This is a genomic window from Streptomyces sp. NPDC059895 (assembly GCF_042731035.1).
Classification (GTDB): domain Bacteria; phylum Actinomycetota; class Actinomycetes; order Streptomycetales; family Streptomycetaceae; genus Streptomyces.
Window position 1 is genome coordinate 44,703 of record NZ_JBHWKO010000020.1, and the last position, 24,456, is coordinate 69,158.

The 24,456-nt window shown below is 71.4% G+C and carries 20 protein-coding genes; 9 read left to right on the forward strand and 11 right to left on the reverse strand.

Going from position 1 to position 24,456, the window contains the following annotated elements:
- The first annotated feature begins 3 nt into the window (after nucleotides 1-3).
- The 7 genes from ACFV9M_RS22930 to ACFV9M_RS22960 all read left to right on the forward strand — a co-directional run bounded on the left by ACFV9M_RS22930 (nucleotide 4) and on the right by ACFV9M_RS22960 (nucleotide 6,818).
- A complete protein-coding gene (locus tag ACFV9M_RS22930) occupies nucleotides 4-417 on the forward strand; it encodes a roadblock/LC7 domain-containing protein (protein ID WP_365460581.1) in 414 nt (137 codons plus the stop codon).
- Between the two features lie 111 nt (nucleotides 418-528).
- Nucleotides 529-927, forward strand: coding sequence for a DUF742 domain-containing protein (locus ACFV9M_RS22935; RefSeq protein ID WP_019058642.1), 399 nt, complete (start codon nucleotides 529-531; stop codon nucleotides 925-927).
- The gene (locus tag ACFV9M_RS22940) at nucleotides 908-1,483 is read left to right on the forward strand and encodes an ATP/GTP-binding protein (RefSeq protein WP_132855910.1); all 576 of its coding nucleotides are present in this window, start codon (nucleotides 908-910) and stop codon (nucleotides 1,481-1,483) included. The genes ACFV9M_RS22935 and ACFV9M_RS22940 overlap by 20 nt, the downstream gene beginning before the upstream one ends.
- Before the next feature lie 372 nt (nucleotides 1,484-1,855).
- Nucleotides 1,856-5,146, forward strand: coding sequence for a nitrate- and nitrite sensing domain-containing protein (locus tag ACFV9M_RS22945; RefSeq protein ID WP_385068505.1), 3,291 nt, complete (start codon nucleotides 1,856-1,858; stop codon nucleotides 5,144-5,146).
- Nucleotides 5,147-5,156: 10 nt separating this feature from the next.
- Complete coding sequence (locus ACFV9M_RS22950; protein WP_004983065.1) at nucleotides 5,157-5,570, forward strand: roadblock/LC7 domain-containing protein; 414 nt, start codon at nucleotides 5,157-5,159, stop codon at nucleotides 5,568-5,570.
- Between the two features lie 95 nt (nucleotides 5,571-5,665).
- Nucleotides 5,666-6,256 carry a DUF742 domain-containing protein gene (locus ACFV9M_RS22955; protein WP_385068507.1) on the forward strand — a complete coding sequence of 197 codons (591 nt, stop codon included), beginning with the start codon at nucleotides 5,666-5,668 and terminating at the stop codon, nucleotides 6,254-6,256.
- On the forward strand, nucleotides 6,237-6,818 hold the full coding sequence (locus ACFV9M_RS22960) for an ATP/GTP-binding protein (protein WP_351346482.1): 582 nt from the start codon (nucleotides 6,237-6,239) through the stop codon (nucleotides 6,816-6,818). The genes ACFV9M_RS22955 and ACFV9M_RS22960 overlap by 20 nt, the downstream gene beginning before the upstream one ends.
- A gap of 255 nt (nucleotides 6,819-7,073) precedes the next feature.
- On the opposite strand, the gene ACFV9M_RS22965 is transcribed toward ACFV9M_RS22960, so the two are convergent.
- Both ACFV9M_RS22965 and ACFV9M_RS22970 read right to left on the reverse strand, forming a co-directional pair.
- Nucleotides 7,074-7,268 (reverse strand): acyl-CoA carboxylase subunit epsilon, encoded by a 195-nt coding sequence (locus ACFV9M_RS22965; RefSeq protein WP_385068509.1) that lies wholly within the window; start codon nucleotides 7,266-7,268, stop codon nucleotides 7,074-7,076.
- 57 nt (nucleotides 7,269-7,325) lie between these two features.
- On the reverse strand, nucleotides 7,326-8,921 hold the full coding sequence (locus ACFV9M_RS22970) for an acyl-CoA carboxylase subunit beta (RefSeq protein WP_385068511.1): 1,596 nt from the start codon (nucleotides 8,919-8,921) through the stop codon (nucleotides 7,326-7,328).
- Between the two features lie 384 nt (nucleotides 8,922-9,305).
- Here ACFV9M_RS22970 and ACFV9M_RS22975 point away from each other — a divergent pair, with 384 nt between their 5' ends.
- Nucleotides 9,306-9,926, forward strand: a complete 621-nt coding sequence (locus ACFV9M_RS22975; RefSeq protein WP_385068513.1) for a YceI family protein — start codon at nucleotides 9,306-9,308, stop codon at nucleotides 9,924-9,926.
- Between the two features lie 197 nt (nucleotides 9,927-10,123).
- Nucleotides 10,124-10,750 carry a hypothetical protein gene (locus ACFV9M_RS22980; protein ID WP_385068515.1) on the forward strand — a complete coding sequence of 209 codons (627 nt, stop codon included), beginning with the start codon at nucleotides 10,124-10,126 and terminating at the stop codon, nucleotides 10,748-10,750.
- A 149-nt stretch (nucleotides 10,751-10,899) separates the two neighbouring features.
- On the opposite strand, the gene ACFV9M_RS22985 is transcribed toward ACFV9M_RS22980, so the two are convergent.
- The 9 genes from ACFV9M_RS22985 to ACFV9M_RS23025 form a co-directional block, all read right to left on the reverse strand.
- Nucleotides 10,900-12,246: a hypothetical protein gene (locus ACFV9M_RS22985; RefSeq protein ID WP_385102513.1), complete on the reverse strand. Its 1,347-nt coding sequence runs from the start codon at nucleotides 12,244-12,246 to the stop codon at nucleotides 10,900-10,902.
- A 44-nt stretch (nucleotides 12,247-12,290) separates the two neighbouring features.
- Entirely contained in the window at nucleotides 12,291-15,302 is a 3,012-nt protein-coding gene (locus tag ACFV9M_RS22990) for a glycoside hydrolase family 3 N-terminal domain-containing protein (protein ID WP_385068519.1), read from the reverse strand.
- A gap of 483 nt (nucleotides 15,303-15,785) precedes the next feature.
- Entirely contained in the window at nucleotides 15,786-17,396 is a 1,611-nt protein-coding gene (cimA, locus tag ACFV9M_RS22995; RefSeq protein WP_385068521.1) for a citramalate synthase, read from the reverse strand.
- A 325-nt stretch (nucleotides 17,397-17,721) separates the two neighbouring features.
- Nucleotides 17,722-18,321, reverse strand: coding sequence for a TetR/AcrR family transcriptional regulator (locus tag ACFV9M_RS23000; RefSeq protein ID WP_385068523.1), 600 nt, complete (start codon nucleotides 18,319-18,321; stop codon nucleotides 17,722-17,724).
- A gap of 9 nt (nucleotides 18,322-18,330) precedes the next feature.
- A complete protein-coding gene (locus tag ACFV9M_RS23005; protein WP_385068525.1) occupies nucleotides 18,331-19,365 on the reverse strand; it encodes an agmatine/peptidylarginine deiminase in 1,035 nt (344 codons plus the stop codon).
- Between the two features lie 9 nt (nucleotides 19,366-19,374).
- The gene (locus ACFV9M_RS23010; RefSeq protein WP_385068527.1) at nucleotides 19,375-21,084 is read right to left on the reverse strand and encodes an urease subunit alpha; all 1,710 of its coding nucleotides are present in this window, start codon (nucleotides 21,082-21,084) and stop codon (nucleotides 19,375-19,377) included.
- The gene (gene ureA / locus ACFV9M_RS23015) at nucleotides 21,081-21,785 is read right to left on the reverse strand and encodes an urease subunit gamma (protein ID WP_385068529.1); all 705 of its coding nucleotides are present in this window, start codon (nucleotides 21,783-21,785) and stop codon (nucleotides 21,081-21,083) included. The genes ACFV9M_RS23010 and ureA overlap by 4 nt, the downstream gene beginning before the upstream one ends.
- A 230-nt stretch (nucleotides 21,786-22,015) precedes the next feature.
- Nucleotides 22,016-23,104: a branched-chain amino acid aminotransferase gene (locus tag ACFV9M_RS23020; protein ID WP_385068531.1), complete on the reverse strand. Its 1,089-nt coding sequence runs from the start codon at nucleotides 23,102-23,104 to the stop codon at nucleotides 22,016-22,018.
- Nucleotides 23,105-23,362: 258 nt separating this feature from the next.
- Nucleotides 23,363-24,406, reverse strand: a complete 1,044-nt coding sequence (locus tag ACFV9M_RS23025) for a 3-isopropylmalate dehydrogenase (RefSeq protein ID WP_385068533.1) — start codon at nucleotides 24,404-24,406, stop codon at nucleotides 23,363-23,365.
- Between the last annotated feature and the right edge of the window lie 50 nt (nucleotides 24,407-24,456).

Genomic DNA, 24,456 nt, shown 5'->3' on the forward strand with positions numbered 1-24,456 from the left:
CAGATGAGCCAGGCGGCACAGAACCTGAACTGGTTGATCACCAACTTCGTGGACAACACCCCCGGGGTGTCCCACACCGTCGTCGTGTCCGCCGACGGGCTCCTGCTCGCGATGTCCGAGGGCTTCCCGCGCGACCGTGCCGACCAGTTGGCGGCCGTCGCGTCGGGGCTCACCTCGCTGACGGCAGGCGCCTCCCGGATCTTCGAGGGCGGCCAGGTGGCCCAGACAGTCGTCGAGATGGAGCGGGGTTTCCTCTTCCTCATGTCCGTCTCGGACGGTTCGTCCCTGGCCGTGCTGGCGCACCCCGAGTGCGACATCGGCCTGGTCGGTTACGAGATGGCGCTGCTGGTCGACCGGGCGGGAGCGGTGCTCACGCCCGACCTGCGCGCCGAACTGCAAGGCAGTCTGCTCCACTGATCGTCCCCGGTACCACCCCCCTCACGAAATCACCGTCCGGCCGACACAATCCCCCCACCGGCCGACGGACGGCACGACTGACCGAGACATGCTGTCCCGCCCGGAGGATCCATGACCCCGCCCACCGCCTCTCATGATCCGTACGCGGAACCGTACGGCGATGAGGGCGACCAGCCACTGGTGCGTCCGTACGCGATGACCGGTGGCCGGACCCGGCCGCGCTACCAGCTCGCCATCGAGGCGCTGATCAGCACCACGGCCGACCCGGCAGCGCTCATGGGGCTGCTCCCCGAGCACCAGCGCATCTGCCACCTGTGCCGCGAGGTCAAGTCGGTCGCGGAGGTGTCGGCGCTGCTGGCCATGCCGCTGGGTGTGGCACGGATCCTGGTCGCGGACCTGGCCGAGGCCGGCCTGGTGGCCATCCACCAGCCGGGCGGCGACGAGAACAACGGCGGCGCACCGGACGTGACGCTGCTCGAAAGGGTGCTCAGTGGACTTCGCAAGCTCTGACGGCGGCCGGGCGACCACCTCCGCGAAAATCGTGGTGGCGGGTGGCTTCGGCGTGGGCAAGACCACGTTCGTGGGTGCCGTCTCGGAGATCAACCCGCTGCGCACGGAGGCCGTGATGACGTCCGCGAGCGCGGGCATCGACGACCTCACCCACACCGGGGACAAGACGACCACCACGGTCGCCATGGACTTCGGCCGCATCACCCTGGACCAGGACCTGATCCTGTACCTCTTCGGTACGCCCGGTCAGGACCGCTTCTGGTTCATGTGGGACGACCTGGTGCGCGGCGCCATCGGCGCGGTGGTCCTGGTGGACACCCGCCGGCTGGCCGACTGCTTCCCGGCCGTGGACTACTTCGAGAACAGCGGCCTGCCGTTCGTCGTCGCCCTCAACGGCTTCGACGGGCAGCAGCCGTACCAGCCCGAAGAGGTGCGCGAGGCGCTGCAGATCGGACCGGACACCCCGATCATCACCACCGACGCCCGCCACCGCGCGGACGCCAAGAGTGCGCTGATCACGCTGGTCGAGCACGCGCTGATGGCCCGGCTGCGGTAGCGCAAGAAAGCGGTCGTCCGCGGCAGTTGCCGTGGGCCTGGGAGCCGGCTGTGGCTTTTGACACGGCCGGCTCCGGTGTTCATAACGTTTCGGCAGAGGAATCGGACAGGGCCACCACGCGTCGCGGTCGCTCCGTCTCGCTGCGCGCATGAAGGCCCCGTCTTTTGACGGGGCTCGCTCTTTTTGACCGTTTTATCTGGGGCTTACATCACACTGAAACCAGGCTCCCCACTGTTTGGAAGAGCGCAGGTCGTCATGCTGGAATGCCTGAACTGCCCAATAGTCAATGACGTACTCATGGTCGATGGCTGACCGGGCTCTGAGACACTGCGGCACGACGTAGGTGCCGACCGCCGAGAGGTTGTTGGTCGAGTGAGGCGAAGCAAGGAAAGTCCCGAGCCGGCGGCGCGGGGCAACTTCACCCCGCCGCCGCGCGGAGCGGCGACCACCCCTGTGTCCGGCCCGGAGTCGCCGGCCGCGCCCGCCAAGAGCGCCGGCCGTCTCTCTCCGCGCAACTGGCGGGTGCGTACCCGGCTCAACGCGATCCTGCTGATACCCGTGCTGGTCGGTCTGGTCATGGGCGGCTTCCAGGTGAAGAGCTCGATCGACACCTGGCAGGAGGCCGAGGACGCGGAGAACACCGCCCGCCTGGTCCGCGCCTCCCTCACCTACGCGGACGCCCTCGACAAGGAGCGGGACATCTCCGCCGCTCCCCTTCTCTCCGGCGAGAAGGACGACTCGGCCGTCACCGACGCCCGCAAGGCGACCGACGCCGCCGCCGACGCCTTCGACGCGGCCGCCCAGAACATGCCGCAGAAGTCCGGCCTCCAGCGCCGTCTGGAGCTGTTCCGCACGGCCGAGACCAAGCTGACGGCGCTGCGCGCGGCCGCCTACACCTCGCAGCTCACCGGTGTGCAGACCGAGGAGGGCTACGTCACGGTCGCCCACCCGCTGATGGAGTTCGCCAACGAACTCGGCCTGGGCACCGGAAACATCACCTCCTACGGCCGTACCGTCTACGCGATCTCGCTGACCAAGGCCGCCCTCTCCGTCGAGCGCTCGGTCGGTATGCACCTGCTGGTCAGCCCCGGCCCCAAGACCAGCGACCTGGCCAAGCAGCGCATCGCCCTCTCCTCGTACGCCTACCTCGAGCGCCTCGCCGTCGAGGAGTACGTCGGCGGTGGCACCGAGGCCGACGCGCAGAAGCTGGAAGACGCCGAGGCGAAGATCAAGACGGACGCGACGTCGGCGGCGGCCGCGGCCAAGCAGAAGGACCCGGACTACGTCCCGCCGCCCTCCGACCCCTCCGACATGGTCTCCGCGCTGGCGTCGATGCAGAGCACCGACGAGTCCGAGCGTGCCGCGCTCGCCGAGGAGGGTGTCACGGCGGACAACTGGTGGGCGGTCACCACGCTGAAGTACGACGCGTACCGCGAGATCGAGTCGGACATGGCCGACAAGGCGGTGACCGAGGCCTCGGACATCGCCGCCGACGCCCGGACCGACGCGATCATCACCGGTGCCGCCGTCGTCATCGCCCTGCTCCTCGCCTTCATCCTGGCCGGTACCGTGGCCCGCCAGATGAGCCGCTCGATGCGCCAGCTGCGCAACGCCGCCTTCGGCATCGCCGAGCAGCGGCTGCCGATGCTGGTCGACCAGCTCTCGCGCACCGACCCCGGCCGGGTCGACACCCGGGTCACCCCGATCCCGATCACCACCACCGACGAGATCGGCGAGGTCGCCCGCGCCTTCGACCAGGTCCACCGCGAGGCCGTCCGGCTCGCCGCCGAGCAGGCCCTGCTGCGGGGCAACATCAACGCGATCTTCACCAACCTCTCGCGCCGCAACCAGTCGCTGATCGAGGGCCAGCTGACCCTCATCACCGACCTGGAGAACAACGAGGCCGACCCGGACCAGCTGGAGAACCTCTTCCGCCTGGACCACCTCGCGACCCGTATGCGCCGCAACGGCGAGAACCTCCTCGTCCTCGCCGGCGAGGAGCCCGGCCGCCGCTGGGACCAGCCGGTGCCGCTGGTGGACGTGTTGCGCGCCGCCTCCTCCGAGGTGGAGCAGTACGAGCGCATCGAGCTCTCGGGGGTGCCGGAGGCCGAGATCCACGGCCGTGCCGTGACCGACCTCGTGCACCTGCTCGCCGAGCTGCTGGAGAACGCCACCACGTTCTCCTCGCCGCAGACCAAGGTCCGCGTCACCGCGACCCGTCTGCCCGACGGCCGCGTCATGATCGAGATCCACGACAAGGGCATCGGCCTGACGGCCGAGGACTTCGCGGACATCAACCACAAGCTGGCCAACCCGCCGACCGTGGACGCCGCGATCTCGCAGCGCATGGGTCTCTTCGTGGTCGGCCGGCTGTCCGACCGGCACGGCATCCGGGTCCAGCTGCGCCCCTCGGGCGAGCAGGCCGGCACCACCTCGCTGGTCATGCTGCCGGACGCGATCACGCACGGCGGCGGCGGCGAACAGCCCGCCGGCCGCGACGAGTTCACCGTCTCGCAGATCATCCCCGAGCAGCAGTTCCAGGGTGAGAACTTCAACCAGCCGCAGCCGCGCACGGCGGCCGAACTCGGCTTCGACGACAGCCGCTACGTCGAGGTCCCCGACGACATCCGCGACTTGGACCCGGTGGGCCGCTCCCGGATGCGCGAGGAGCGCCGGGCGGCCATGGAGTCCCAGGACCACGGCCAGCCGCACGGCCGGCCGCGGCAGGACTCCCCCGAGCCGTCCGCGTACGCCGAGGGTTTCGACGGCGCCCAGCAGCAGCAACAGCAGCAACAGCAGGCGTACGACGGTTCCCAGGGCGGCTTCACCGGTACGCAGAACGCCTACGGTGACGGTACGGCCGGCGCGACCGGGTACACCGAGCAGCCGGCGGCGTACGACCAGCAGACGGCGTACGAGGAGCAGCAGCGTCCGGCGTACGAGGACCCGTACCTCGCGTCGAACGGCACCGCCGCACCGAACGGTGCCTTCCCGTCGAACGGCGGCTACCCGGACCCGACGTATGCGGAGCCGTCCGCGGAGGGCGGCACGCCGGCCCAGGCGTCCGCGCCGGAGGGCTTCCCGTCGTACGGGGAGCAGTCCTACCAGGACGACTGGCCGCAGCAGACCGGCTACCAGAACGGCTACCCGGACCAGTACGCTCCGCAAGCGGAATCCGCGCAGGCCGCTGACGTGAGTGAGCAGGACCGCGTAGGCTTCGACCGTCCGGGACCGGCCCCCTCCGCCGCCCATGAGCTGACCGACGCCGGGCTGCCCCGCCGCGGCTCCACCGCGGCGAGCGGTTCGAACGGCGCCGCGCAGCCCGTGAACCGCGAGGCGCCGGCCCCCTCTCCGGAGAACGGCGGCGACGGCGACTGGCGTTCGGCCAACGACGAGCGCTGGCAGCAGGCCGCGCAGCTCCGGAAGCCGAAGGCGGGCGGGGTCACCTCCTCCGGTCTTCCGCGGCGGGTGCCCAAGGCCAATCTGGTCGAGGGCACCGCCGAGAGCACCCCCCAGGGAGGCCCGCAGGTCTCCCGCGCCCCGGAGGACGTCCGAGGCAGGCTGAGCAACCTGCGTCGAGGCGTCCAGCGCGGACGCAACGCAGGCAGTGAAACGAACGGCCAGGGCTTCGGTCCTGACAGCACCTACGACCAGGAGCGTTAGTGTGAGCCCGATGAGCCAGGCGGCACAGAACCTGAACTGGTTGATCACCAACTTCGTGGACAACACCCCGGGGGTGTCCCACACGGTGGTGGTCTCCGCCGACGGACTCCTTCTGGCGATGTCCGAAGGCTTCCCCCGCGACCGCGCCGACCAGCTCGCGGCCGTCGCCTCCGGTCTGACGTCACTGACGGCAGGCGCCTCCCGGATCTTCGAGGGGGGCAGCGTGAACCAGACGGTTGTGGAGATGGAGCGGGGATTCCTCTTCATCATGTCCATCTCTGACGGTTCTTCGCTCGCAGTCCTCGCACACCCCGAGGCGGACATCGGCCTCATTGGGTACGAGATGGCCCTTCTGGTGGACCGGGCCGGCACGGTCCTGACGCCCGACCTTCGTGCGGAGCTCCAAGGGAGCCTTCTCAACTAACAGACGGACGGTGCGTTTTGGCGTCCCGAGGCCGTAGGGTTTCGGGACGCGGCTTCCACGTGATGGGTGCCAGACACAGTCGGAGGAGGAGAAAAGTGGTAACACCCCCAAGCGGTGCGCATTCGGGCAACTGGTCGTACGGCCCTGCCCAGGGCCAGGGCGACGGTTCCCAGAACGCGAACCGTTACAACTTCCCCTCCGCCCCCAGCCAGCAGCGCCAGCCGTACGCGCCGCAGGGTCCGCAGGGCCCCGGTCCGTCGCCGTACGACCAGCCGCACGCACCGCGCGTCCAGCCCGTGCAGCCGCAGCGCCGCACCCCTGAGCCGGCGCCCGCCGGGGCGGCCGGCAACCCTTTGGTGCGTCCGTACGCCATGACCGGCGGCCGGACCCGCCCGCGGTACCAGCTCGCCATCGAGGCGCTGGTGCACACCACCGCGCAGCCGCACCAGATGCAGGGCCAGTTGCCCGAGCATCAGCGGATCTGCAACCTCTGCCGAGAGATCAAGTCGGTCGCCGAGATCTCGGCGCTCCTGACCATCCCCCTCGGCGTGGCCAGGATCCTCGTCGCCGACTTGGCGGAGGCGGGACTGGTCGCCATCCATCAGCCCGGCGGCGACGAGAGCGCCGGCGGCCAGCCAGACGTGACACTGCTCGAAAGGGTGCTCAGTGGACTTCGCAAGCTCTAGCGGCGGTCCTTCCCGCTCCACCACCTCCGCGAAGATCGTGGTGGCGGGCGGCTTCGGCGTGGGCAAGACCACGTTCGTCGGCGCTGTCTCGGAGATCAACCCGCTGCGCACTGAGGCCGTGATGACTTCCGCTTCGGCGGGCATCGACGACCTCACCCACACCGGGGACAAGACGACCACCACGGTCGCCATGGACTTCGGCCGCATCACCCTGGACCAGGACCTGATCCTGTACCTCTTCGGTACGCCCGGCCAGGACCGCTTCTGGTTCATGTGGGACGACCTGGTGCGCGGCGCCATCGGCGCGATCGTCCTGGTGGACACCCGCCGGCTCGCCGACTGCTTCCCCGCGGTCGACTACTTCGAGAACTCGGGTCTCCCCTTCGTGATCGCCCTCAACGGCTTCGACGGCAACCAGCCGTACCAGCCGGACGAGGTCCGCGAGGCGCTGCAGATCGGCCCCGACGCCCCGATCATCACCACCGACGCCCGCCACCGCGCGGACGCCAAGAGTGCGCTGATCACGCTGGTCGAGCACGCGCTGATGGCCCGGCTGCGGTAACTCCGGCGCGCGGCACGGCACGGACAGGGCGCCCCCTCCCGACGGGAGAGGGCGCCCTGTCCGTGTCCGCGGGGTCCTGGAGAAAGCGGGGAAAGCGGGGAAAACACGGGACGGCGGCCGTCGCCGGGCGCGGTCCGTGCGGGCGCCGGCTCCTCGCGTGCCGCCGGGGCCGACGGCGTGTCCGCGCCCGGGGACGGGCGAAGGCCCCGGCCGCCCTGGGGGGCGTCGGGGCCTTCGCGGGTCCGGCGGGGGTGGTCAGCGCCAGCTGTGCGGGGCGCGGAAGCCGCCCTCGCGTTCCAGACGGCGCCAGCCGGCCCTCGGGCGGCCGCGGTGGGCCGGGACGGGCTCGGGGGTGCGGGCGGCGGCGCGGGCCACGAGTATCGCCGTGATGGCGGCGACTTCCTCGGGCTCGGCGTGGCCCTTCTCGACGCGGATGTCAGGGGCGTTCATGGCTGTCAGTCTCCGTGAGAGAGGTTTCCGCGAGGGTGTCGCGGAAAGTCCGCTGGGTTACTGCGGGGGGTTGCCGTGCTTGCGGGAGGGCAGGTCGGCGTGCTTGGTCTGGAGCATCGCCAGGGACCGGATGAGGATCTCGCGGGTCTCGGCGGGGTCGATGACGTCGTCGACCAGGCCGCGCTCGGCGGCGTAGTAGGGATGCATCAGCTCGGACTTGTACTCCTTGACCATGCGGGTCCGCATGGCCTCGGGGTCCTCGGCCTCGGCGATCTGACGCCGGAAGATGACGTTGGCGGCACCCTCGGCGCCCATCACGGCGATCTCGTTGGTCGGCCAGGCGTAGGTGAGGTCGGCACCGATGGACTGGCTGTCCATGACGATGTAGGCACCTCCGTACGCCTTGCGCAGGATGAGGGAGATCCGGGGCACGGTCGCGTTGCAGTAGGCGTAGAGGAGCTTCGCGCCGTGGCGGATGATTCCACCGTGCTCCTGGTCGACGCCGGGGAGGAAGCCGGGGACGTCCAGAAGGGTGATGATCGGGATGTTGAAGGCGTCGCACATCTGCACGAAGCGGGCGGCCTTCTCCGACGCCTCGATGTCGAGGACACCGGCCAGGGCCTGCGGCTGGTTGGCGACGATACCGACGACCTGGCCGTCGAGGCGGGCCAGCGCGCAGATGATGTTGCGCGCCCAGCGCTCGTGGACCTCCAGGTACTCGCCGTCGTCGACGATCTCCTCGATCACCTTGGCCATGTCGTACGGCCGGTTGCCGTCCGCCGGGACCAGGTCGAGGAGCACGTCGCCGCGGCGGTCGGCCGGGTCGCCCGACTCGACGCGCGGCGGGTTCTCCCGGTTGTTCTGCGGGAGCAGGGAGAGGAGGTAGCGCACCTCGGCGATGCAGGTCTCCTCGTCGTCGTAGGCGAAGTGGCACACGCCGGAGGTCTCGGCGTGCACGTCGGCACCGCCGAGGCCGTTCTGGGTGATCTCCTCGCCGGTGACGGCCTTGACGACGTCGGGGCCGGTGATGAACATCTGCGAGGTCTCGCGGACCATGAAGACGAAGTCGGTCAGGGCGGGGCTGTAGGCCGCGCCGCCCGCGCACGGGCCCAGCATCACGCTGATCTGCGGGATGACGCCGGAGGCCCTGGTGTTGCGCTGGAAGATGCCGCCGTAGCCGGCGAGCGCGGAGACGCCCTCCTGGATCCGGGCACCCGCGCCGTCGTTGAGCGACACCAGCGGGGCACCGGCCGCGATGGCCATGTCCATGATCTTGTGGATCTTCGTGGCGTGGGCCTCGCCCAGCGCGCCGCCGAAGATGCGGAAGTCATGGGCGTAGACGAAGACCGTACGGCCCTCCACCGTGCCCCAGCCGGTGATCACACCGTCGGTGTACGGCTTCTTGGCCTCCAGGCCGAACCCGGTCGCCCGGTGCCGGCGCAACTGCTCGACCTCCTGGAAGGACCCCGGGTCGAGGAGCAGTTCGATGCGCTCCCGGGCGGTCAGCTTGCCCTTGGCGTGCTGCGCCGCCGTCGCCTTCTCGCTCGGCCCGGCCAGCGCCTGCGCACGGATCTCGTGCAGCTCGGCGACGCGCCCGCGCGCGTCCGTGGGCTCCGCGGTCGGCTCACCCGTCGTCTCTTCCAAAACGGTCATGTAGCGACCTTACGAAGCCCACCGAGGAAACCGGGACGTCGACTCCGTACAGTCTCCGGCGCGTTTTCCTGGTGCTCCTGAACAGAACCTGGGGGGCATGCAGGCTTTCCGACTGCTCAGAGGGCGTCGGGACTGTGGAGACCGCACAAAGACGGCCGGTGAGACCCGGCACACATTCCCCGGCGTGGCGATCCCTCCGGACGGGTGACGCGACGAGCTTAGCCTGCGCCGACGGGTTCGGACGGATGGCCGTGCGTGACGCCGCGGTCACCGCGCGCATGAGGTTGAAAGTTGAACGGAACAGGTCTACAGTCGACCCCGTTGAGTTCGTTGAACATTCAACAGCATCGGTCCCGTCATCGATCCGACCCCAAGGAGCACGTCATGGGCATCTTCGGCCGCAGGAACCCCGAGACCTCCCCCTCCACCGCGTCCGCCACGGCCACCGCCACCGTGAACCCGGAGCTCGCCGCGCTCACCGGCGACTACACGATCGACCCGGCGCACTCGACGCTCGGGTTCGTCGCCCGGCACGCGATGGTCACCAACGTCAAGGGCAAGTTCAACGACTTCACCGGCACGCTGCACCTGGACGGCACCGACCCGTCGCGGTCGACCGCCACCCTCGACGTCACGATGGACAGCATCGACACCGGGTCCGCCGACCGCGACGGACACCTGAAGAGCGCCGACTTCTTCAAGACCGACGAGTTCCCGGCGATGACCTTCCGCTCCACCGCGGCGGAGGCCCTCGGCGGCGACGGCTACCGCATCACCGGCGACCTGACCATCCTCGGCGTCACCCGGCCGCTCACCATCGACCTGGAGTTCAACGGATCCGCGAAGGACCCGTTCGGCAACGAGCGCGTCGGCTTCGAGGGCCGGGCCGAGATCCTGCGCTCCGAGTGGGGTCTGACCTGGAACGCGGCGCTGGAGACGGGCGGCGTACTGGTCTCCGACAAGATCAAGCTGACCTTCGACGTCTCGGCCGTCCGCAACGCGTGACACGTCACCGGTGGCGCACCGACGCCGCCCCTTCCGAGCGCGCCCGCCCTCCACTCCCCCTCGGGGAGGGCGGGCGCTCGGCGTGGCCGGACCGTGCTTCCCGCGCCCCTTCCCGCGCCACCACGCTCGCCGCCGTCACTCGTTGCTCAGGGTGTCCCCCTGAGACGGCGGGGAAGACGCTCGAGCAAGGAGGCACCATGAGCACCAGGACCGGACCGCAGAAGTACCCGGGCGCCGACCGCGACCACTGGTACCAGGACGACTTCGAAGGCGACCGCATGGAGGTCAACGTCGTCGTCCTGCACACCACGGAGGGCACCTCGCTCCCCGGCTACGGAGGCGGCGCCTCCGCGCCGAACCTGACGGCGGTGCCCGACCTCGCGGCCAAGAAGCTGAAGTGGTACCAGCACTTCGACATCGACATCTCCTCGCGCGCCCTGCTCAACAAGCCCGGCGGCGTCGAGACGAACACCCTGAACGTCTGCCAGGTCGAACTGGCCGGCACCTGCGACCCCGAGACGCACACCAAGTGGCGCACCGGCGACCGGGCCCACGTCTACTGGCCGAAGGCCCCGGACTGGGCCCTGCTCGGCGTCGCCCGCTTCCTCGCCTGGATGCACACCGAGCACGACGTCCCCCTGCGCGGCCCGGCCCTGTGGCCCGCGTACCCGAAGTCCTACGGCAGCGGCGGCGGGCAGCGGATGAGCAAGGCGCGCTGGAACGCCTTCAAGGGGGTGTGCGGGCACATGCACGTGCCGGAGAACACGCACGGGGATCCGGGGGCCATCGACTTCGAGAGGCTGCTGGAGATGGCGAAGGCGTAAGGCGTCCCCGGACCCCGCCGCACCCGGTACGCGTCCGCGGACCCCGCCGCACCCGGTACGCGTCCGCGGACCCCGCCGCACCCGGTACGGCGTCCGCGGGCCCGGCGCGCCCCGCGCCGGGCCCGTGCCGGTCTCCCGCGGGGACCGGGTCAGAAGCCTCCCCCGAAGTCCCCGCCGCCGCCGAAGTCGCCTCCGCCGCCGCCTCCGAACCCGCCGAAGTCACCGGTGTCGAAGTCCGCGCCGGAGACGTCACCGCCCTCGTGGCCGCCGCCGAAGTCGCCGTAGCCGCTGCCGTAGTCGGCGGCGTAGGACGGGGTGGCCATCATGCTGCCGAGCAGGGTGCCGACGAGCAGGCCGGGCAGGATGCCGCCGCCGAAGTAGCCGCCCGCCCAGGGGCCGTAGGCCGGGCCCGCCTCCCAGTACGGGCGCCGGCCGTAGTCGGTGTCGACCTCGCGGACCGCCGGGTCGAGGCCGTCGGCGAGGCGGGTCCGGTCCGCGGCGCAGACCGGGACCTCGCGTGGCGCGCCGCCGGACGGCGTCCAGGTGGCGTCGGCCACGGAGGGGCCGTGGCGCGGGTCGAAGAAGCAGGGCGGCCGGCGCTCGGGCAGGTCCCCGCCCGTCCTGCGGGCGGCGAGCCGGGCCAGGGAGAACCGGCCGTCGTCCAGGGCCTGGGTGACCGCGCGCACGTCCTCCGGTCTGGTCGCGGCGGCCATGGACGACTTGGCCCGGTCGTAGGCGTCGAGGGCGTGCTCGTAGTCGGTGCGCATGGCGTCGTCGGCGCCCGGTTCGGCCGGGTGGAAGTCCAGGCGGTCCAGTTCCTCGCCGAACGCGGTGATGTCCTCGTCGACGACGACCCGGAGCCGTTCGAGGGCGGTCCGCTGCTCCTCCTCGTGCCGCCGGCGGTTGCGGCGGACGAGGGTGTACGCACCGGCGCCGCCGACCACCAGGACCGCGCCGGTGGTGATCAGCGCGGCGGAGGAGATCCCGCCGCCGTCGGGGCTCCAGCTCGCGGGGGCCGAGCCGCCCATGTTGGCCAGGGCCCGGTCGGTGAACTCGTCGAGCTGGGTGGCGGTGTCGCTCTCGCCCTGGACGCTGGAGACCAGGTTGCGGACGGCCGCGTTCGGCAGTACGGCGGAGTCGGCACGGGCGTCGAAGCGGTCGCCGAGGCGGACGGCGTACAGGCCGGTCACGCCGGTGGCGGTGCGCAGGTCCGTGAAGAGGTTGCCGGTCGGCTGGTCCGCGGGCAGGACCGCGACGAACACGGGCTTGTCGGCGCTCTCGATCGTCTCGCGCAGCGCGTCGGCGTCCGCCCGCGACAGCAGGGCGGACGCCTCCGGGTCGACGTACACGGGGCTCTCGCGGAAGGCCTCGGCGATCGTCGTGACGCTGCTGTCCGCGACCGCGCGCGGGGCGCCCGCCGACAGCAGCGTCAGCGTGGCGAGCGCCAGCGCGGCCAGGAGGCCGGCGTAGGCTCGGGCAGATAGTGCGACCTTCATACTTCGACGCTACCCGAATTGCCAGCAATTAGGACATATGGGTGTCACCGAGCTTTTCGGTAGGCCTCGGTCAGCTTCCCCACCGCCTCTGCGTACCGTCCCGTCAGCAGGAGGTGGTCGGCGTCGGCGAAGGGGCCCGCGACGGCCGCCGTCATCCGGCCCGCCCGCTGCTGGACGATCAGGCGGGCCTTGGTGACCAGCGCCCGGCCCGCGGTGTGGGCACCGGTCCGCTCGGCCGCCCGGGCCGCGACGGCGAGCGCCCGCAGGGTGCCCTCGCCGCCCTCCGGGACGTCGGTCAGCGTCGTCAGGCCCCAGCCGTAGGGGAACTGCGGGTCGTACGCCGTGTCACCGACGTTGATCGGCAGCTGCGCCTCGGAGCGCGGCCAGGTGACGGGGAGCTGCCCGGTGAAGGGCCGCCTGCCGTAGAGCACGTCGGCCACGCCGTCGCCCTCCGTGCCCGGCAGCCAGGACGCGACCAGGGCGTCGACGGCGTCCAGCCGGTCGCCGACGAGCTGGGGCCGTCCGGAGACGATCAGCACCACGCACCTCATCGCGGCACAGACGGTGTCGACGGCGGCCCGGTCGGCGGCGGACAGCTCCAGGTCGTGGCCGTTGCCGACGTCGCCGGCGCCCTCGGCGTACGGGGTCTCGCCGACGACGACCACGCCGATGTCGTGGCCGGCGGTCGGCGCGGAGGCGTCCTCGCTGTACGTGAGGTCGGGGTCCGCCGCCCGCATCGCCTCCAGGACGGTCGTGCCGGGGGTGATGTCACCGGAGGAGCCCTGCCAGGTGATGGTCCAGCCGCCGGTCTGGTTGCCGATGTCGTCGGCGTTGGAGCCGGCGACGTACACCTTCTGGGACTTCTTCAGGGGCAGCGCGCCGCCCGCGTTCTTCAGCAGCACCTGGGACTCGGCGACCGCCTCGCGGGCCACGGCCCGGTGCGCGGCGGAACCGATCTCCGCGATGCCGCTGGTGTCGGCGTACGGCTGCTCGAACAGGCCGAGCCGGAACTTCTGGGTGAGGATGCGGGAGACGGCGTCGTCGATCCGCCGCTCGCTGATCCGGCCGGCCTCGACCTCGTCGACGAGCGTGGTGTGGAAGGTCTTGTAGGCGTACGGCACCATGATCATGTCGAGGCCGGCGTTGACGGACGTCCGCACGTCGGAGGCGTAGTCGCCGGGGATCTGGTCGATGGCCTGCCAGTCGCTGACGACGAAGCCGTCGAAGCCCATCCGGTCCTTGAGCACACCGTTGATCATGTCGGCGCGGGCGTGCATCTTCACCGGCCCCTGGTCGTCGCCGACGATGTCGAGCGAGGAGTACGACGGCATGACCGTGCCGACGCCCCGGTCCACGGCGTCCTGGTAGGGCGCCAGGTGGACGGCCTCCAGCTCCTGCCGGGTGACCTCGGTGACGCCCTGGTCGAGGGTGTAGGTGCCGGTGGTGGAGGAGCCGTAGGTGGTGCCGCCGTCGCCGACGAAGTGCTTGGCCGTGGCCAGGACCGTGTCGGAGCGGTCCAGGTCGCGTCCGTCGGCGCGGCCCTGGAGGCCCTGGATCACCGTCTCCAGCGACTCCACGAGCGCCGGGTCCTCACCGAAGGACTCGTAGGTGCGGCCCCAGCGTTCGTCACGGGCGACGCACAGGCAGGGGGCGAACGTCCACGGGACACCGGTGGCCCGGGTCTCGGCCGCGGTCACCTCACCGGTGCGCCGGACGAGATCCGGGTCGCGGGTCGCGCCGAGGCCGATGTTGTGCGGCAGGACCGTCGCGCCGACGAGGTTGTTGTGGCCGTGCACCGCGTCCACGCCGTAGATCAGCGGGATCTGGAGGCGGGTGGCCTGCGCCCGCAGCTGGAAGGCGTCGATCGTCTTCGCCCACGCCTCGGGGGTGTTGGGCGTCGGAGTGGAGCCGCCGCCGGACAGCAGGGAGCCGAGGCCGTAGGCGGCGATGTCACCGGCGGCGGTGAGCGCGCCGCGTTCGGCCTGGGTCATCTGCCCGGCCTTCTCCGCCGGGGTCATCCGGGAGAGCAGGTCGGCGACCCGCTTCGCGACGGGCAGCCGCTCGTCCAGGTACGGCAGGCCGTGCGCGTCCACGACCACGCTCGGGTTCTCGGCCGGCGCCTTGGCCCCGGTGACGGTCAGCCGCAGGGGAATCGTCTCGGCGGTCTCGCCCGTCCGGTCCTTCAGCGTCGGCACCTCGACGGTGCGGGAAGCTCCGGAGGCCGTGCCCGCGGGGAAGGTGAGGGTGCCGCTGACCGGCGTGTAGTCGCTGCCGGAGCCGGCGCTGCCGCCGCCGGTCTCGTACGTCACCGTCACCGGCTCGTCGACGGGCACCGCCCCGGTGGTGGCGACGGTGACCTTCACCTTCGCCGTGCCGCCCTCCGTCACCGGGTACACGGCCGCGTCGGTGGTGACCGAGGCGCGCAGGGACTGGTCGGCCTTCCCGTACAGCTCGACGGCGTCCATGGCGAAGTCGCCCGGGGCGCCGACGGGCAGGGTGACGGCGTACCCCCACATCCCGGTGAGGCCCAGGACCTGGTCGATGCCGCCGACGGGCTGGTAGTCCGTGCGATAGGTGAAGTCGGTGAACGGGATCTCGATCTGTTTCCAGCCGCTGAAGTCGTCGGTGAACGACGTCGTCCACAGCTCGGAGGCCTCGCCGTGGGCGCCGCCGTCCTTGAGCTCGAAGGCGATGTTCGCGCCGTTGCCGCGGCCCTCCCACCAGAAGCGGATGCCGCGGTGGGCGGACCAGTCGTGGGCGGGTTGGTCCGCGGCGAAGTCGTGGGTGAAACCCCCGTAGCCGCTGATGTCGTAGGTGCCGGTGAGGACCTTGTCACCCTCGGGGGCGTCGGCGCGGTCGGCCAGCCGGAGGGCAGGCGGGTCGTCCGCGTCACCGCCCCAGGTGAAGATTCCCTCGGCGGGCTGGCCCCCGAAGGGCACCTCGCCCTCGAAGCGGTCGACGGAGACGGGAGCGGGGTCGTCGGCGGCCGTGGCGGACGCCCAGGGGAGCAGGGCTGCGAGCAGGGTGGCGGAGGCGAGCAGGGCGGTTCTTCGCATGGACCTTCCCTCGGCACTCGTAAGTCCACTGAATCACTCATGGCTTGGATCAGGCCGTGAGTCAACTGACGGCTCTCGTCGGCGTCAAGAGTTCACGTCAGGACTGGTGCACAGCTGCCGGACGGCCGGATCGGGCGCTCCGTCCGTTCGGCTTGTGAAGGCGCGGTCGTCTCCCTGACGCGTGTCTGACGTGGCGTCACATGGCGGTGTTCGCCTGGCCGTCAGGGGGCGCGGGCTGGTGGGGGTGAACGGGATGGGAAGGGTGGCGGGCGGCGGCGGTGGGCAGCGGCGGTGGCGTGGGTTCTTCGCCCCCGCCGCCCCTTCCCGTCCCGTCCCCGGGGGGCTGCCGCCCCCGGACCCCCGCTGTCGGCCCTGGGCGGGCCTCGTCCTGAAACGCCGGACGGGCTGGGGGGGGGACGGCCTCGTGTTCAAGTGCCGCCGGACGAGCCGGGGGACGGCCTCGTCCTCAAGTGTTGGACCGGATTACTCCGCCGGGTCCACCCCTGCCCGCAGCAGGCCGTACGTGATGGCGTCCTCCAGGGCCTGCCACGAGGCCGCGATCACGTTCTCGGCGACGCCCACCGTGGACCACTCGCCCGCGCCGTCCGTCGTGGAGATGAGGACGCGGGTGGTGGACTGGGTGCCGTGGACGCCCTCCAGGATGCGGACCTTGTAGTCCACCAGGTCGAGCTGGGCGAGCTGGGGGTAGATCTTCTCCAGGGCCACGCGCAGGGCGCGGTCGAGGGCGTTGACCGGGCCGTTGCCCTCGGCGGTGGCGACGATGCGCTCGCCCTTGGCCCAGAGCTTGACGGTGGCCTCGTTGGCGTGGGTGCCGTCGGGGCGGTCCTCGACGATCGCGCGCCAGGACTCGACGTCGAAGTACTTCAGGGGCTTGCCCTCGACCTCGGCGCGCAGCAGCAGCTCGAAGCTGGCGTCGGCCGCCTCGTACGTGTAGCCCTTGAGCTCGCGCTCCTTGACGCGCTCCACGACCCGGCCGACGAGCTCGCGGTCGCCGCCGAGGTCGATGCCGAGTTCCTTGCCCTTCAGCTCGACCGAGGCGCGGCCGGCCATGTCGGACACGAGCATCCGCATGGTGTTGCCGACCAGCTCCGGGTCGATGTGCTGGTACAGGTCCGGGTCGACCTTGATCGCGGAGGCGTGCAGGCCCGCCTTGTGCGCGAAGGCCGAGACGCCCACGTAGGGCTGGTGCGTCGAGGGGGTGAGGTTCACGACCTCGGCGATGGCGTGCGAGATGCGGGTCGTCTCGCGCAGCTTGCCCTCGGGAAGGACCTTCTTGCCGTACTTCAGTTCCAGGGCCGCCACGACCGGGAACAGGTTGGCGTTGCCGACCCGCTCGCCGTAGCCGTTCGCGGTGCACTGGACGTGGGTCGCGCCCGCGTCCACGGCGGCCAGCGTGTTCGCCACCGCGCAGCCGGTGTCGTCCTGGGTGTGGATGCCGAGGCGGGCGCCGGTGTCCGCGAGGACGGTCGAGACGACGGCCTGGATCTGCGCCGGGAGCATGCCGCCGTTGGTGTCGCAGAGGATGACCACGTCGGCGCCGGCCTCCGAGGCCGCCCGGACGACCTTCTTGGCGTACTCCGGGTTGGCGCGGTAGCCGTCGAAGAAGTGCTCGCAGTCGACGAAGACGCGGCGGCCCTGGGCGCGGAGGAAGGAGACGGTGTCGCGGACCATCTCCAGGTTCTCGTCGAGCGTGGTGCGCAGGGCGAGCTCGACGTGCCGGTCGTGGGACTTCGCCACCAGTGTGATGACCTCGGCGCCCGAGTCCAGCAGCGCCTTGACCTGCGGGTCCTCGGAGGCCTTGGCCCCGGCCCGGCGGGTGGCGCCGAAGGCGACCAGCTGGGCGTGCCGGAAGTCGATCTCCTGGCGCGCGCGGGCGAAGAACTCGGTGTCGCGCGGGTTGGCGCCCGGCCAGCCGCCCTCGATGAAGCCGACGCCGAAGTCGTCCAGGTGCCGTGCGATCGCGAGCTTGTCGGCGACGGTGAGGTTGATGCCCTCCCGCTGGGCGCCGTCCCGCAGGGTCGTGTCGAAGACGTGGAACGAGTCGTCGAGCTCGCTGGTTGCCGTCTCGGTCATGGTCTCAAGGCTCCTGTTGTGGATCTTCGGTCTTACCGGAATGACCGGCTCCACCGTCCCCCCATGGTCCCTCACGCTCTCGCTCCCGGCTGAAGGTGGGCCAGGAAAACGAAAAACCTCTCGCGGGTGCGAGAGGTCTGCGCGCGGGTCGAGGACGACGGTGGCCGCCCGTACCTGGTCGTACGTGGCGGTCACTGCGGACCGGCGCGCCTGCTGCCAATAATCATGGCGAACGAGAGCACGGGGGCAGTCTCGCACAAGCCGCCCCCGTGACCGCGGAGCGTCTCAGGATGCGGGCGGTGCGGTGTCATGGCGCTGCCCGGGCTCAGGGGTCCGCGAGGAGTGAGCGGTCCACGAACTCCCCCACGTGACCGAGGACCTGCTCCCGGTCCGTGCCGCGCAGGCCGATGGCCACGTGGATGGAGAAGCCGTCGAGGAGGGCGCGCAGACGGGTGGCGAAGCGGTCGGGGTCCACGGGGCGGAACTCCCCCCGCGACACCCCCTCGGCGATCAGCGCCACCAGATCGCGGTGCCAGGCGCCCTCGATGGCGGCCTGCCGGTCCCGGGCGTCGTCGTCGGCGTTCTGCGAGCGGTTCCAGACCTCCAGCCACAGGCTCCAGTGCGGGTCGCGATGGCCGTCGGGGACGTACAGGTCGACGTAGGCGTCGAGGCGTCCACGGGCCGGTCCCCCGCGGGCCAGCAGCCGGCTCCGCTCGGCGCCGAGCCGGCCCTCGCTCCACTCCAGGGTCCGCAGCAGGAGTTCGTCCTTGGAGTGGAAGTAGTAGAGGAGATGGCCGCTGCTCATGCCGACCTCGCGGCCGAGCGCCGCCATGGTGAGTCTCTCCAGGCCGCGTTCGGCGATCATCTCCATGGCGGCGGCGAGGACGTCCTCGCGCGGCGGGGCCTGCCTGCGCCCACCGGCCATCTGCGGCTCCTAGATCTTCGGCTGCTGCTGGGTGATGCAGTGGATGCCACCGCCGCCCGAGAAGATCGTACGGGCGTCCACCAGCGTCACCGTGCGCTCGGGGAACAGCCGCCGGAAGATGCCGGCCGCGATCTCGTCGCGCGGGTCGTCGAAGCCGCACAGCACGACCCCGCCGTTGCAGAGGTAGTGGTTGATGTAGGAGTGGTCGGCCCAGTGGCCGTCGGCCTCCAAGGCGGTCGGGGCGGGTACCTCGACGACCTCCAGGCGGCGGCCCCGGGCGTCCGTTCGGGACCGCAGCAGGCCGATGACCTCCTTCGTGACCTCGTGGTCGGGGTGGGCCGGGTCCGGCTGGTGGTGGGCGACGACCACGCCGGGGCGGGCGAACGCGGCGACGATGTCGACGTGGCCCAGGGTGCCGTAGCCGTGGGGAGGGTAGTCGCCGGTGAGGCCGCGCGGCAGCCAGATGGCCTTGCGGGTGCCGAGGTGGGCGTGGATCTCGGCCTCGACCCGCTCACGGGACCAGCCCGGGTTGCGCTCGGGGCCGAGCTGGACCGTCTCCGTCAGCAGGACGGTTCCCTCGCCGTCGACGTGGATCGCACCGCCCTCGTTGACCAGCCGCGAGGCGTACGTCCGGGCGCCGGCGAGGTCCGCGACGTACGCGGCGATCTTCGCGTCGTGGTCCCAGCGGGCCCAGTGCTGGGCGCCCCAGCCGTTGAACGTCCAGTCGACGGCGGCCAGTTCCCGGCCGTTCGTCAGGAAGGTGGGGCCGATGTCGCGCATCCAGGCGTCGTCGAGGTCCCGCTCGACGGTGTCGACGCCGGGTCCCAGCAGGGTCCGCGCCTCGGACGACTGCCCGGGGCCGCACACCACCGTGACCGGCTCGAAGCGGCGGACCGCCCGGGCGACGGACGCCCAGGCGCTCCGGGCGGCGGCGAGGTCCGCGGGGTCGTCGAAGGTGGGGTTGGGGGACGGCCACGCCATCCAGGTGCGCTCGTGCGGGGCCCACTCGGCGGGCATGCGGAAGCCGTCGGCGGCAGCAGACATGACGGGTCCTCAGAGGAAGTAGAGGCGGTTGAGGGAGACGGACTCGGCCGGCTCGGAGCGCAGCGGCTCGCCGTCGAGGGTGACCAGGCCGGTGCGCTGGTCGACGTCGACGGCTCCGGTGCGGGAGTTCAGGCGCAGGTCGGCCGGGCCGATGCCGCGGGTGCCGCGGACGGCGACCCTACGGCGGCGGGTCGGCATCGAGTCATGGCCCCGGTCGAGGGCGGCGCGCGCGACGAAGGCGACCGAGAGGTCGGCGGGGGTGGCGCCGTACGCCCCGAACTGCGGCCCGAGTACCAGGGGTTCACAGGTGTCCGTCGCCGCGTTCGGGTCGCCGACGACGCCGTACGCCGGGAAGCCGGCCTTCAGTACGAGCTGCGGCTTGGCGCCGAAGTACTCCGGGCACCACAGCACGATGTCGGCGAGCTTGCCGACCTCGATCGAGCCGACCTCGTGCGCGAGGCCGTGGGCGATGGCGGGGTTGATGGTCAGCTTGGCCATGTACCGCAGGACGCGCTCGTTGTCGTGGCTCTCGGGCGCGCCGAGCTCGGCCTTCATCTTCCCGGCCATCGCGAACGTACGGCGGACCGTCTCGCCGGCGCGGCCCATGCCCTGCGCGTCGGAGGAGGTGATGCCGATGGCGCCCAGGTCGTGCAGGACGTCCTCGGCGCCCATGGTCCCGGCGCGGATGCGGTCGCGGGCCATGGCGGCGTCGCCGGGCAGGTCGGTCTTGAGGTCGTGGACGGAGACGATCATGCCGTAGTGCTCGGCGACCGCGTCCCGGCCGAAGGGGAGGGTGGGGTTGGTGGAGGAGCCGATGACGTTCGGGACGCCGGCCATCTTCAGGACGTTCGGCACGTGTCCGCCGCCGCAGCCCTCGATGTGGAAGGCGTGGATGGTGCGGCCCTCCAGCACGCGCAGGGTGTCCTCGACGGACAGGCACTCGTTCAGCCCGTCGCTGTGCAGGGCGACCTGGACGTCGTGCTCCTCGGCGACGCGCAGGGCCGTGTCCAGCGCCCGGGTGTGGGCGCCCATGTCCTCGTGCACCTTGAAGCCGGACGCGCCGCCCTCGGCGAGCGCCTCGACCAGGGGGGCCTCGTGGGAGGACGAACCCCGGCCCAGGAAGCCGATGTTGACCGGCCAGGCGTCGAAGGCGTTGAACGCGTGCCGCAGCGCCCACGGCGAGTTGACTCCGACCCCCCACACCGGCCCGAACTCCTGCCCGATGACCGTGGTCACGCCGGAGGCCAGCGAGGCCTCCATGATCCGCGGCGACAGCAGGTGGACGTGGGTGTCGACGGCACCGGCGGTGGCGATCAGCCCTTCGCCGGAGACGATCGAGGTGCCCGTGCCGACGACGACGTCGACGCCGTCGAGGGTGTCGGGGTTGCCGGCCCGCCCGATCGCGTGGATCCGGCCCTCGCGGATCCCGATGGACACCTTGCGGATGCCCTGCGCGGCGTCGATCACGACGACGTTGCTGATCACGACGTCGCAGGTGTCGCGCACGGCGGCGGCCTTGAGGTGCAGTCCGTCGCGGGCGGTCTTGCCGAAGCCGGCCAGGAACTCGTCGCCGGGGCGCTGGGAGTCGGACTCGACGCGGATCACCAGCCCCGAGTCGCCGAGGCGGACGCGGTCGCCCGCGCGGGGGCCGTGCGTGGCGGCGTACTCGTACGGGGTGAGGCGGCGGTTCTCGGCGGGGTGTCCTCCGGGGCGGCTCATCGTCCGTCCTCCTCGTCCGTCGTTCCCGGTACGCCGAGATAGCCGCAGGCGGCGGCCCGGCGCAGGGCCTCTTCCTTCGCCCCGGGCGCGTCCAGCGGCCCGTCGACCAGTCCGGCGAAGCCGACGGCGATCCGGTCGCCGCCGATCGGGACGAGCCCGACCTCGCCGCTCTCCCCCGGCCCGAACCGCACCGAGGAGCCGGCGGGGACGGCGAGCCGCATCCCGTAGGCCCGCTCGCGGGCGAAGTCCAGGCGCGGGTTGGCCTCGAAGAAGTGGAAGTGGGAGGTCACGGAGACGGGTACGGCGGCGGTGTTGGTGACGGTGAGCCGCACGACCGCCTCGGGCTCGGCGTGCCCGGGGCCCGGCAGCAGCGCGCCGGGCGCTTCGGGGCCGAGTCCGCCGCCGATGGGGTCGCAGACCACCGCGAGCCGTGAACCGTCGTCGAAGACGGCCTCGACGTGCACCTCGGTGACGACGTCGGCGACGCCCGGCAGCACGTCGTTTGGGCCGAGCACCGACCGGGCGCGCTCGATCGCCTCGGCGAGCCGGGCGCCGTCGCGGGCGGCCTCGCAGACGGTGTCCGCGATCAGCGCGGTCGCCTCGGGCACGTTGAGCCGCAGCCCGCGGGCGCGGCGCGCGCGGGCCAGCTCGGCGGCCCCGAAGAGCAGTAGCCGGTCACGTTCCGTGGGGGTCAGTCTCACGACGGGGACCTCCTTGCCTTCCCACACTTTAGAGCAACACTCTAAAGGTGCTGAGCGGGCAAATAAAGGGGGTGCAGGCCTCAGTCGACTTCCTCACATTGAGCGCTGCTCAAACAACACGCCCGGCGGTGGCGGCGGCAGGGCCCCGACCCCGGGCGGGAACGCGACAGGGCCGCCGCGGACGCGTGGCGTCCGGGGCGGCCCTGGGTGACGGTGGGGGGCGGCGGGGCTCAGCCCAGCTGCCGCATCCATCCGTGCCGGTCCTCGGCCGTGCCGCGCTGGATGTCCAGCAGGGCCTGGCGCAGCCTCAGGGTGACCTCGCCGGGCTCGCCGTCCGACTGCTTCCACGCGGCGCCGGCGCGCTTGACCGTGCCGACGGGGGTGATGACGGCGGCGGTGCCGCAGGCGAAGACCTCGGTGAGGGTGCCGTTCTCGGAGTCGCGCTGCCACTGCTCGACGCAGACGCGCCCCTCCTCGGCCTCGTAGCCGAGGTCGCGGGCGACGGTGAGGAGGGAGTCGCGGGTGACGCCCTCCAGGATGGAACCGGTGAGGGACGGCGTGATGATCTTGTTGCCGTACACGAAGTAGAGGTTCATGCCGCCGAGCTCCTCGACCCACCGGTGCTCGACCGCGTCGAGGTAGCAGACCTGGTCGCAGCCCTCGGCGGCCGCCTCTGCCTGGGCGAGCAGGGACGCGGCGTAGTTGCCGCCGGTCTTCGCGTCGCCCATGCCGCCGGGGACGGCGCGGACGCGGTCCTCGGAGACCCAGATGGAGACCGGCTTCACACCACCGGCGAAGTAGGCGCCGGCCGGCGAGGCGATCACCAGGAAGAGGTACTCGTTCGCGGGCTTCACGCCCAGGCCGACCTCGGTCGCGATCATGAAGGGGCGCAGGTAGAGGGACTCCTCGCCGCCGTGGGCCGGCACCCACGCCTTGTCCTGCTCGACCAGGACGTGGCACGCCTCGATGAACGTCTCGACCGGCAGCTCGGGCATGGCGAGGCGGCGCGCGGAACGCTGGAAGCGCTTGGCGTTCTGGTCCGGACGGAAGGTGGCGACGGATCCGTCGGGACGCCGGTAGGCCTTCAGCCCCTCGAAGATCTCCTGGGCATAGTGCAGGACGTTGGTCGCCGGGTCGAGCGGGATCGGCGCGTACGGAACGAGCTGGCCGTCGTGCCAGCCGCGGCCCTCGGTCCACCTGATCGTCACCATGTGGTCGGTGAAGTAGCGGCCGAAGCCGGGGTTGGCCAGGATGGCCTCGCGCTCGGCGTCGGAGAGCGGGCCGGCGGACGGCTTGAGCTCGATCGTGGGCGTCGTCATGGGTGGTTGTCCTTCACCGGTTGTAGTGACGGGCCGCGCTCACCCCCGCACGGCCGGTGGCCGGTGCTAGGACGTCCGAGCATTCCCTCATACCGCGGCTCCGCGTTCGATTATCTCGCGGCGGCTGCGCTGGAAGAAAACGGGGTGAATGCGGCCCAGGATCGATGGTGGCACCCGGCGACGGCACACGAGAAGCCGCCGGGTGCGGAAGCGACCCGGCGGCTTGAAGTGATCTTGGGAGATCGAGTGCGCGGCGGGTCAGCCGGCTACTCGTACGGCGAGGGCGTCGCCGATCTCCGAGGTGGAGCGGGCGGGCTTGCCGGTGCGCTCGGCGAGGTCGGCGGAGACCGCGTCCTCGATGCGGGCCGCCTCGGCGTCGTAGCCGAGGTGGCGCAGGAGCAGGGCGACGGACAGGACCGTGGCGGTGGGGTCGGCCTTGCCCTGGCCGGCGATGTCCGGGGCCGAGCCGTGGACCGGCTCGAACATCGACGGGAACGCGCCGGACGGGTTGATGTTCCCGCTCGCCGCGACGCCGATGCCGCCGGAGACGGCCGCGGCGAGGTCGGTGATGATGTCGCCGAAGAGGTTGTCGGTGACGATCACGTCGAAGCGCTCGGGCTGGGTGACCAGGAAGATGGTCGCCGCGTCGACGTGGATGTACTCGGTGGTGACCTCGGGGAACTCCTCGGCCACCTTGTTGAAGATGTTCGTCCACAGGTGACCGGCGAAGGTCAGCACGTTGTTCTTGTGGACCAGCGTGAGCTTCTTGCGCGGGCGGGCCTGCGCGCGGGCGAAGGCGTCGCGGACCACACGCTCGACACCGAAGGCCGTGTTCACGGAGACCTCGGTGGCGACCTCGTGCTCGGTGCCCTTGCGGATGGTGCCGCCGTTGCCGGTGTACGGGCCCTCGGTGCCCTCACGGACGACGACGAAGTCGATCTGCGGCTCGCCGGCCAGCGGGGTGGCGACACCCGGCAGCAGCTTGGACGGGCGCAGGTTGACGTGGTGGTCGAAGGCGAAGCGGAGCTTGAGCAGGAAGCCGCGCTCCAGGACGCCGGAGGGGACGCTCGGGTCGCCGATCGCGCCGAGCAGGATGACGTCGTGCTTCTTCAGGGCGTCGAGGTCGGCGTCGGTGAGGGTCTCACCGGTGGCGTGGTACCGCTGGGCGCCGAAGTCGTACTCCTTGGTCTCCAGCTTCACATCCTGCGGGAGGACGGCGGAGAGGACTTTGAGACCTTCGGCCACGACTTCCTGGCCGATGCCGTCACCCGGGATCACTGCGAGATTGATGCTGCGAGACATGCCCGGCACCCTACTCCTCGTCCCATGGAATGACATGGACCGTCCGTCAT